This window comes from Aeromonas sp. Y289-2, assembly GCF_027705925.1.
GTDB classification, from domain to species: Bacteria; Pseudomonadota; Gammaproteobacteria; order Enterobacterales; family Aeromonadaceae; genus Aeromonas; species Aeromonas veronii.
Genome location: NZ_JAPDCH010000012.1, coordinates 129,297 through 139,066, shown reverse-complemented (window position 1 = coordinate 139,066; position 9,770 = coordinate 129,297). Strand labels below are relative to the sequence as shown.

General features: G+C 59.2%; 11 protein-coding genes. 5 read left to right on the top strand and 6 right to left on the bottom strand.

Annotated elements, in window-relative coordinates; translation table 11 throughout:
- Window positions 1–538: 538 nt before the first annotated feature.
- Together OKC43_RS16965 and fabR are read right to left on the bottom strand one after the other, a co-directional pair.
- Entirely contained in the window at window positions 539–904 is a 366-nt protein-coding gene (locus OKC43_RS16965) for a YijD family membrane protein (protein ID WP_005348493.1), read from the bottom strand.
- A 19-nt stretch (window positions 905–923) separates the two neighbouring features.
- Entirely contained in the window at window positions 924–1,544 is a 621-nt protein-coding gene (gene fabR, locus OKC43_RS16960; RefSeq protein WP_005339921.1) for an HTH-type transcriptional repressor FabR, read from the bottom strand.
- Between the two features lie 147 nt (window positions 1,545–1,691).
- Between fabR and OKC43_RS16955 the strand changes: the two genes are divergently transcribed.
- Window positions 1,692–2,810 (top strand): fatty acid desaturase, encoded by a 1,119-nt coding sequence (locus OKC43_RS16955; RefSeq protein ID WP_236272277.1) that lies wholly within the window; start codon window positions 1,692–1,694, stop codon window positions 2,808–2,810.
- Window positions 2,811–3,020: 210 nt separating this feature from the next.
- On the opposite strand, the gene OKC43_RS16950 is transcribed toward OKC43_RS16955, so the two are convergent.
- Window positions 3,021–3,179, bottom strand: a complete 159-nt coding sequence (locus tag OKC43_RS16950) for a hypothetical protein (protein WP_139462383.1) — start codon at window positions 3,177–3,179, stop codon at window positions 3,021–3,023.
- Window positions 3,180–3,354: 175 nt separating this feature from the next.
- On the opposite strand from OKC43_RS16950, the gene OKC43_RS16945 reads away from it, so the two are divergent.
- The gene (locus OKC43_RS16945; protein ID WP_005348507.1) at window positions 3,355–3,981 is read left to right on the top strand and encodes a lysoplasmalogenase; all 627 of its coding nucleotides are present in this window, start codon (window positions 3,355–3,357) and stop codon (window positions 3,979–3,981) included.
- A gap of 77 nt (window positions 3,982–4,058) precedes the next feature.
- Here the strand turns inward: OKC43_RS16945 and OKC43_RS16940 are convergent, their stop codons facing one another.
- Together OKC43_RS16940 and OKC43_RS16935 are read right to left on the bottom strand one after the other, a co-directional pair.
- On the bottom strand, window positions 4,059–5,612 hold the full coding sequence (locus OKC43_RS16940; RefSeq protein ID WP_236272278.1) for a DHA2 family efflux MFS transporter permease subunit: 1,554 nt from the start codon (window positions 5,610–5,612) through the stop codon (window positions 4,059–4,061).
- Entirely contained in the window at window positions 5,612–6,664 is a 1,053-nt protein-coding gene (locus tag OKC43_RS16935; protein ID WP_005357630.1) for an HlyD family secretion protein, read from the bottom strand. Before OKC43_RS16935 ends, OKC43_RS16940 begins: the two co-directional genes overlap by 1 nt.
- A 96-nt stretch (window positions 6,665–6,760) precedes the next feature.
- Between OKC43_RS16935 and OKC43_RS16930 the strand changes: the two genes are divergently transcribed.
- Window positions 6,761–7,663 carry a LysR family transcriptional regulator gene (locus OKC43_RS16930; RefSeq protein ID WP_019444678.1) on the top strand — a complete coding sequence of 301 codons (903 nt, stop codon included), beginning with the start codon at window positions 6,761–6,763 and terminating at the stop codon, window positions 7,661–7,663.
- A gap of 9 nt (window positions 7,664–7,672) precedes the next feature.
- On the top strand, window positions 7,673–7,987 hold the full coding sequence (locus OKC43_RS16925; RefSeq protein ID WP_005339933.1) for a putative signal transducing protein: 315 nt from the start codon (window positions 7,673–7,675) through the stop codon (window positions 7,985–7,987).
- An 11-nt stretch (window positions 7,988–7,998) separates the two neighbouring features.
- On the opposite strand, the gene OKC43_RS16920 is transcribed toward OKC43_RS16925, so the two are convergent.
- Entirely contained in the window at window positions 7,999–9,282 is a 1,284-nt protein-coding gene (locus OKC43_RS16920; RefSeq protein WP_005348522.1) for a dicarboxylate/amino acid:cation symporter, read from the bottom strand.
- 209 nt (window positions 9,283–9,491) lie between these two features.
- Between OKC43_RS16920 and OKC43_RS16915 the strand changes: the two genes are divergently transcribed.
- Window positions 9,492–9,737 (top strand): YecH family metal-binding protein, encoded by a 246-nt coding sequence (locus tag OKC43_RS16915; protein ID WP_005357633.1) that lies wholly within the window; start codon window positions 9,492–9,494, stop codon window positions 9,735–9,737.
- Window positions 9,738–9,770: the final 33 nt, after the last annotated feature.

Genomic DNA, 9,770 nt, shown 5'->3' with positions numbered 1-9,770 from the left:
TTAGAATACCGGCCTGTCACGCCGGGGGTCGCGGGTTCGAGTCCCGTCCGCTCCGCCACTAATTTGAAGGCCTTCCCGATTGGGAAGGCCTTTTTGCTATGGGCGTTTTTGTCCATAAGACCCACAGGTTTGCATACCAGAACGAATACAAAAGCCCGGCTTCACGACCGGGCCTTTGTATTTTTAGCGCGTTAAACCACCAATATCTGGCTTTTCCCTGACAAGTAAGAGTGCCAGATAGCCGGTTATTTCCATCATTTTCTGGCTATATCCGAGCCCTATCAGTTTCATTCACAGCCATTTGAGCGAGTCTAGAGGCGGCCAAATCAGGCTTCTGCTGCCTGCTGACTACAGGGCAGCTCCATATTGACCCCCCCCTCTTCCATTTGCACGTCGATCTTGAAGCCAAGCCGTTTGGCTAGGTTGGGAATACCGAGATTGCCGGATTAATCAGGTACCGTTCAAGCAAAGAGGCCTTCCCGACGGGAAGGCCTCTTTGCTTTATCTATCAACTGATTACCATCACTCGGTCGATTTATCAGCGCTTCTCTTTGTTGCCAATGCTCAGGCCGAGCTTGATGGAGAGGGCCGCCAGTAACAGCAGCATCATGATCAGGGAGAAAAAGTTGCTGCCAAGCTCCGGGTATTGCACCTTGAGCAGCGCGGAGTGGCCGAAGACACCGATAAAGAAGCAGAGCAGGGTGCAGATGGGGGTGTTGCCCACCATGGGTTCATGGCGATAGTGCTGGAACAGCTGATAGGCCGCCAGCCAGAGGGCAATCAGCGGGAAGAAGGAGAAGGGCACGACCGAGTTGGTCAGCACGGCCAGAGAGGCATCGCCACAGATACCAATCAGCATGGCCATGGCGAGCGGTTTTTTCGGGATCATAAGCTGTTCAGGCATGTCGTTCTCCATCCTGTGGTCATGGGTGAGGTTCACGGCGCTTCTGGTTTTGTACCTCGGCGCCCATGGCGATCATCCGCAGTTGGCGAATTGTTCGGTCGGAGAGTGCCCGGCACTCTTCGCTGGTCATGTCGAGCGCATCGGCACCGGCACTGAAGACGATGGTAACCATGGCTTCTGCCTGGATGTAGGCATCTTCCCGTGGTGCTTCGGTGGTGGCTTCCAGATAATCGGTTAGCTCGGCAATGAAGTGCTGGATTTCGCGAGCCACCGCCTGACGAAAGGCGGCCGAGGTGCCGGAGCGTTCCCGTAGCAGCAGCCGAAAGATGTTGGGGTTGTTCTCGACGAACTCCATAAAGGTCTGCACCGAGGTGCTGATGACACTGCCACCACCGGCAATGCGCTGGCGTGCCTGGCGCATCAGTTGGCGCAGGGTAAGGCCTCCTTCGTCAACCAGGGTCAGGCCCAGCTCCTCCATATCGCGAAAGTGGCGATAGAAAGAGGTGGGCGCGATACCCGCTTCGCGAGCGACTTCCCGCAGGCTGAGATTGGAGAAACTCCGATTGGCGCACAGTTGGCTGAACGCAGCATCGATCAATGTACGCCGGGTTTTTTCTTTTTGTTGAGCGCGAATACCCACGAAATCAGTCACCTTCAGCTTAACGAGGACAAATGATAACCCGAAGGCGCCTCAGGATCAGGTTTGTATCCTACTTTTTTACCATTGACCGTGAGGAAATCACCATAGAAAATGGCTAACAGCTGTTCGCTGAAAGGATGCAATGAGATGGCCAGACCCCCCATTATTTTGACTAATACCCTGCTGTTTTCCCTCTCCGGGATAGTGGCGTTGATTGTCGTACCCTGGTACGGCATGAGCCACGGTTACGATCTCTGGCAGTGGGCCAGTTTCCTGTTGTTGTTCTGCCTGAGTGGTCTCTCCATCACCGCAGGCTATCACCGGCTCTGGTCGCACAAGGCCTACAAGGCGCACCCCGCTTTGCAGTGGTTGTTTGCCATCGGCGGTGCGTTGGCGCTGCAGAATTCTGCCCTGCACTGGTCGGCCGATCACCGCCGTCACCATCGTCATGTGGATGACAACGATAAAGACCCCTACAGCGCGGGGCGCGGCTTCTGGTATTCCCACATCGGCTGGATGTTGCGGGAGCATCAAGGAGATCGCTATGGCGATTACAGCAATGTGCGTGATCTGCAGAACAACCCGGTGGTCGCGTTTCAGCACCGTCACTATCTGACACTGGTGCTGGCGACCAATCTGGGGCTGCCGCTGCTGTTTGGTCTGATCCACGGAGATCTGCTCGGCATGTTGCTGTTGGCGGGCGTACTGCGGATGGTGATGACTCACCACACCACCTTCTTCATCAACTCGCTGGCCCATATCTGGGGCAGTCAGCCTTATACCGACCGCAATACCGCTCGCGATAACGGCATCCTGGCTTTTTTCACCTTTGGCGAGGGGTACCACAACTTTCACCACCTGTTCGAGAATGACTACCGCAACGGCATTCACTGGTGGCAGTTCGATCCGACCAAGTGGTTGATCCGGCTCGCCTCCTGGTGTGGTCTGGCGGGGGATCTCAGATCCTCGCCGGAGGAGCGTATCGAGCAGGCCCGGCTGCAGATGCAGCTGAAACGGGCACAAGCCAAGTTGCGCAAGCAGGAAGATCGCGAACTGTGGCAGGCGCTGCTGCAGGAGGAGTACGACAAGCTGAGCCAGCAGTTGCAACACTATTACGCCAGTCGCAAGCGGCTGCTGGAGCTGCGCAAGCGCAAGGCGCTGGCGCGCTATGACCGCCTCAAGCTGCAACTAGAGTACCGGGCTCTGCGGGATGGCTTTATCGCAGGTAAACGCAACTGGAGTCGCCTGCTGGCAGGTATTGCATGATGCCGTCTGGTTATCACCGAGACTAAAAGAGAAGGCCGCCTGCTGGCGGTCTTCTCTTTCATGATTCAACTCAAGTTAGTTGGCTTGGCTCTGCTGTTGCTGCAACTGATCCAGTGCCTGTTGCTCCTGCTGGCTGAGACCCAGTTGTTCGCAGGCCTGCTCAAAGCAGATCCCCAGATGGCGCATCATGATATCCAATAACGGGAGGGCTTAGTTGGCTTGGCTCTGCTGTTGCTGCTGCAGCTGATCCAGTGCCTGTTGCTCCTGCTGGCTAAGACCCAGTTGTTCACAGGCCTGCTCAAAGCTGATCCCCAGATGGCACATCATGATATCGATGGCGGGCAGATAGTTCTTCATAGCTTCTTCCATGGTGATCCTCCAGACCCGTCACTTATGCCCTGAACCACTCGGTGCGGCAATTAGACTTTAGGCTTAGCCTGCCCATTTGATAAGCACCCCTGCCACTGGGGGAGGGAATTTGTTACCCTGCACCATGATAAAAACGGTTGCCGTATGACTGCGAGCAACAGGTGAGGAGCAGGGCATGTTATTGAGTTTCTTGATCATCGCTTCAGGTTGGTGGCACATCCGTGCTGCCTACGGTTCAGACAGCCGCCAGTTCTATATCAGCAAGCCACTGACCATGTTGCTTATCATCGCGTTGGCGTTCGGCTACCAGAGTTATGACCACGACGGTTCACACGCCTGGATCCTGCTTGGCCTTTGTCTCTCGCTGGCGGGCGATGTGCTGCTGATGCTGCCAAGCGATCGCTTCATTCAGGGGTTGGCGGCATTTCTTGTCGCGCATCTCTGCTATATCGTCGGTTTTGCCCAAGGACCATTGCTGCTCAATCTGGTGGATGGTTTGCTGCTGTTGCTGATCGCCGGCATGGTATTCGGCCTGCTGTGGGGCAAGCTGGGGGAGATGCGGATCCCGGTCTTCTGCTACATGCTGGTGATCATCGGCATGGCCTGGGTGGCCGCAGGTGCCTGGCACGCCTCTCTCACTGCTGGTTCGGCCGCCGCTCTGGTGGGGGCGCTGATGTTCCTCTTCTCCGACAGCATGCTGGCGCTCGATCGCTTCCGTCGCCCCTTTCCCCACGCCCGCGCCTGGGTGATGAGCAGCTACTTCGCAGCGCAATTCCTGATTGCAGGGTCGCTGGCGGGATAACACCTTCTGGTTGAGTGCAGGTAACAGATAACGAAAAACGGGCATTGGCCCGTTTTTCGTTTTATGCCCGGCGTTTTTCACGCCTCTAGCGGTTCGGCATCCGCTGCCCGTGGGGCGGGGGATTTGAGCAACAGCATCAGGCCGCTGGCGATCAGCAGGAAGATCCCCATGATGTAGAACACCTGGTTGTAGGCCATGATGGCCGCCTCCCGGTTGATGGTATTGGCCAGCATGGCCCGTGCTTGCTGCTGGGCAATCTCGGGGCCTGAACCCTGCGCCATCATGCTCTGGGCCAGTTGCAGCAGATAGTTTTGCCCCTCGATACTGCTGGCGGCCAGAGTGCTGCCAATCTGCAGCACATGGGTGCGGGTATCGTTGTCGAGCAGGGTCGCGATGATGGCGATACCGAACGCGCCACCGAGGTTGCGCAGCACGTTGAGCAGGGTCGAGGAGGAGGGGATCTCGTCGTGGCTCAGGCTGGCGGTGGCGACCAGGGAGAGCGGCACCATGATGAAGGGCTGCCCCAGCGCCCGCACGATCAGTGACTGGATCAGCTGCGGCCCGGCGTAGTCGGCACTCATGTTGACGTTCATAAAGCAGCTGACGGCGAAGATCAGGAAGCCGAAACTCACCAGATAGCGCGGGTCTATCTTGTGGGTCAGTTTGGGCACCAGCGGTAACACCAGCAGTTGCGGCAGCCCCATCCACATCAGTACCTCGCCGATTTCCAGCGCGTTGTAGTTGTGGATCTGGGTCATGTAGAGCGGCAGCACATAGATGGAGCCCATCAACGCCATGCCGAGGATCAGATAGGCGAAGCAGGCCAGCGCGAAGCGCGGGTTGTGCAGCAGCCGCAGATTGACCAGCGGGTGACGGCGGATCAGCTGGCTGATGACGAAGAACACCAGCGCCACCGCCGAAATGACTGCCAGTCGCACGATGAAGCTTGAGCCGAACCAGTCTTCCCGGTTGCCCTCTTCCAGTACCACCTCCAGCAAGCCGAGGCCAAGCGCCATGGTGACAATCCCGATGAGATCCACCCGCTTGATCACGGCCCAGTCCACCGGTTTTTTATCAAGCCCGTGGGCCAGCATGGCCATCACCAGCAATCCTGGCGGCACGTTGAGATAGAAGATGTAGTGCCACGACATCTGCTCGGTGAGCCAGCCGCCGAGGGTTGGGCCGATGGCGGGGGCGAAGGTGGCGCAGAGGCCAAACAGCGCCATGCCGGTGGCCCGCTTCTGTAACGGCAACAGGGTGACGATGAGGGAGAAGGCCATCGGGATCAGCGCCCCGCCAGTGAAGCCTTGCAGCGCCCGGAAGACGATCATGCTGGTGAGGTTCCAGCTGAACGAGCAGAGCACGGAGGCAGCGATAAAGGCGCCGGTGGTCCAGAGCAGGTAACGGCGCACGCTCAACCCCCGGCTCAACCAGCCGCTCAGGGGGATGGCGATCATCTCCGCCACCAGATAGGAGGTGGAGATCCAGGAGCTTTCGCTCAGGGTGGCCGACAGGGCACCCTGAATATCCTTCAGGGAGGCATTGGTGATCTGGATATCGAGGATGGCCATGAAGGCGCCGATAAGGCCCCCCATGACCGCGATCCAGTTGCGACGTGGAATGGGTTCCATCAGTTGGCAGCCACCACGGGATCAGGGGTACGGGTATCCACGATCACTTCGGTGGAGAGACCCGGCAGCAGCTTGCCTGCCAGCGGGCCCGGCTCGGGGATGCGGATCTTGACCGGTACCCGCTGCACGATTTTGGTGAAGTTGCCGGTGGCATTCTCCGGTGGCAGCAGGGCGAACTTGGCGCCGGTGGCCGGGGCCAGGCTGTCGATGATCCCCTCGACCGGTTGATCCGGGTAGGCATCGAGCACAACTTCGACCTTCTGGCCCGGCTGCATATGGGCGAGCTGGGTCTCCTTGAAGTTAGCCTCGACCCACACCTGCTGCAGCGGCACCAGGCTGGCGACCTGCATACCGGACTGGACGTAGAGCCCTTCCCGCAGGCTGCGCTTGCCGATGATGCCATCGGCCGGCGCCCGCAGCTCGGTATAACCTAGCTCCAGCTTGGCCTGCTCCAGTTGTGCTTCGCTCAATGCCAGCTTGGCCAGATTCTGTTTGCGCTCGGCATCCAGTACCAGCAGTCGTTCACGGGCCGCCTGCAGGGCGGCTTGGGCCTCCCGGGCTTGCGCCTGATTGACCTGCAGGCCGGCACGCACCTCGTCCAGACTGTCTTGCGAGCTGTAGTGGCGCTGGTTGAGCTGACTGATCCGGTTGACCTGCTGGCTGGCACGCAGCTGTTCGGCCTTGGCGGAGGCGACCTTGGCCTCGGCTTGCTGGATCAGGCTCAGTTGTTGGGTGCGGGTGGCAGCCAGATTTTCGGCCGTCGCCTGATTGAGGCGCAGGTCGGCTTCGGCCTCCGCGACCCTGGTTTTGTATTCGCGATCATCGAGCCGAGCAATCAGTTGGCCCGCTTTGACCGGCTGGTTGTCGGTGACCAGCACTTCGCGGATATAACCGGGCAGCTTGGAGCTGATCCCGGTCACTTCACTTTGCAGATAGGCGTTGTCGGTGCTTTCAAAATAGCGGCCGTGAAGATACCAGTAACCGGCGAACAGCAGACCGAGCAGAGCCAGTATCATGGCTGCCAGCAGGGGAATTTTCTTGTGTTGACTCATTTTTGTGATTCCTGAACTTAAGGGGCGCAGGCTAACACTGGTCAACTGTTTCGATTAGTATTGGTTCACGAGATATACAGTTTCACTGGTGCAACAATGGATCTCAATGCCGCGTTAATTCTGGTGCGTATCGTCGACAAGGGCTCGTTTACGGGGGCCGCCCGCGAGCTGGGGATGACCAAGGCGATGGTCAGCCGCCGCATCGCCGAACTGGAACAGCGGCTCGGAGTGCGTCTGCTCTATCGCTCCACTCGTCAGCTCACTTTGACCGAGGAAGGGGAGAAGTACTATCTGCACTGTAGCAAGGCGGTCGATGCCCTGACCGAAGCCGAGCTCATGCTGAGCGCCAGCCAGCAGGAGGTAACCGGCACGCTCAAACTGGCGGTGCCTATCGAGACGGGGCAACTGGTGGTTGGGCGCTTGGTCGCCAAGTTTTTGCAGGCCTATCCCGCCCTGCAGGTGGAGCTGGAACTGACCAACCGGGTGGTGGATCCCATCAGTGAAGGGCTGGATGCGGTGGTGCGGATTGGCGACATGAGCGACTCCAATCTGGCTGCGCGCCGACTCTGGAGCACCGGGAGGCTGCTCTGTGCCAGCCCGGACTATCTGGCCCGTAGTCCGGTCATCGAGCGGCCGGAGGATCTGGCCAACCACGAGCGGGTGACGGTAAGTAGCGGGTTTCTCGCCTCTCACTGGTGTTTCGAGCTGGATGGCAGAGAGGTGCTGGTTGACCCCCCATCCCGTTTTCGGGTCAATAATATTACCTGTGCCCGGGAGGCGGCGAAGGCGGGGCTGGGGTTGGCCTCGTTACCCGCTATGCTCTGTCAGGATGAGCTGGCCAGCGGCGAATTGGTGATCCTGCTGCCAGAGTGGCAGCAGCCCAGGGTGCCGATTTATTTGCTGTTTCCGGAGCGGCAACTGATGCCGCGCAAGTTGCGGGCATTCATCGATTTCATGATTGAGAACGGTGCCGAGTTTGGCATCGACAAGTTGTTGTAAGGGGGAGCTATGGATAACTGGATCAATCTCTATCGCGCCTCACACACCCTGGAGGCGCACGCGTTGAAAGGGGCGCTGGAGGCGGAAGGGGTGCTGGTGCGCCTCAATGGCGAGGGGCTGTCTGGCGCCCTTGGCGAACTGCCGGTCGACATGTTGCAGGTGACCCTGATGGTGCGGGCCGAGGATCGCAGCAAGGCAGGACGGGTCATCGAGCGTTACCAGCAGCGTCAGGGTAACGGCTGGCTGTGCGGTCAGTGCGGGGAGGAGAACGGCGCCAACTTCGACGTCTGCTGGCGCTGTCACCACGATCCCCACGACAGCTGATCTCTCTTCCGCTAGCGCGGCGGGAACTCGATATCTTCCCCTGCGCTGGCATCGTGATAGGTCGCCAGATCCAGCTCGTTTTCGCTGCGGGCGATCAGTACCGACACCAGAATATCCCCCGAAACATTGACCGTGGTGCGCGCCATGTCGAGGATCCGGTCAATGCCTGCAATCAGTGCCACCCCTTCCAGCGGCAAGCCCACCGCCGTCAGGGTCAGGGTCAGCAGCATCAACCCGGTGCCCGGGGTGCCAGCGGTGCCGATACTGGCCAGGGTGGCGATGCTGATGATGGTCAGGTAATCGACCATGTGCAGATCCACACCGAATGCCTGAGCTACGAACAGCGCAGTCACTCCCTGATAGAGGGCGGTGCCATCCATGTTGATGGTGGCGCCGATGGGCAGCACCTTGGCAGTGATGGCGGGAGAGACTCCCAGCCGCTTCTCGGCGCAGGCCAGACTGATGGGCAGGGTGGAGTTGCTGGAGCTGCTGGTGAAGGCCACCGCCTGAGCGTCAACGATGCTCTTGAAGTAGTGCAGCGGATTGAGCCGTGCCAGCAGGAGCAGCAGGGTGCTGTAGACCCCGAGCACGTGCAGCAGACAGCCGAGGTAGACGGCGCCGATCACCTTGAGCAGCGGCAGCAGCAGGTCGAGACCGTACTTGCCGGTCATCCAGGCCATCAGGGCGCAGACACCGTAAGGCGCGAGCGCCATCACCATCTGGGTCAGCTTGAACATCCCCTCGGCCAGCGAGGTGAAGAAGAGGATGGCGGGACGGCCACGGCGACCGCTGGCGTTTAGGGCGACCGCCAGCGCCACCGCAAAGACGATTACTTGCAGGATCTTGCCATCCACCATCGCCTGTACCGGGTTGCTCGGCACCAGATGGCTCAGCACGCTGGCCAGAGTGGGTGGTTCCGACATACCGATCCGCTCATAGGGGCCCATGTCGGCGCCCATGCCGGGCTCCAGCAGCCAGCCCATCATCAGGCCGATGCAAATGGCGATGGCGGTGGAGCAGAAGTAGAGGCAGATCGCTTTGCTGCCGATGCGATCGAGGGCCTTGCCCTTGAGCAGCGAGGTGAGGCCGGCGATGACCGAGCAGAAAATGAGGGGCACCATCAGCATCTGGATGGTGTTGACGAACAAGACACCAAGGGGCTTGAGCAGCAGGGCTTGCTCTTCAAAGCCGACACCCAGACCCACCCCTGTCAGCATGCCGAGCAGGGTCTTGAGCCAGAGTGGTCGGCGGGTCCAGATCTGCCAAGGCTTGAGAGCCTCTCCATGGAACAGCATGACGCCAATATCCTTATACATTGTCTGCGATGGCCAAAAAGGGGCGCCAGTGTAGCGATCCCTGACGCGGGTTGCCACATTATCGACAAAGCGGTGGCGGTGACCACTCCCCTGACCAGGAAATGCGCAATTTATTGGCCTATATCAAGATCTCTTCGGGCGGGGAGATATTTAATTGGCATTAAATATGTTCATTATTGAGGTGAGAGATGTCGCAATCGGTTCATGGTCACGAAGTGATGGAGATGATGCTGGCGCAAGGAGGGCAATTTACCCGTGCCAGCCTGAAGCAGGCGATGGCCGAGCGGTTCGGTGCCGAGGCCCGTTTTCATACCTGCAGCGCCAGCGAGATGGATGCAGAAGCGCTGATCGACTTTCTGGCTGCCCGCGGCAAATTCATCGACTCCGCCGAGGGTTTCCAGACCCGCGCCGACAAGATCTGCAACCACGGTTAATCCCGCTGCGAGCGCATCATGGCGCTCGCTCAA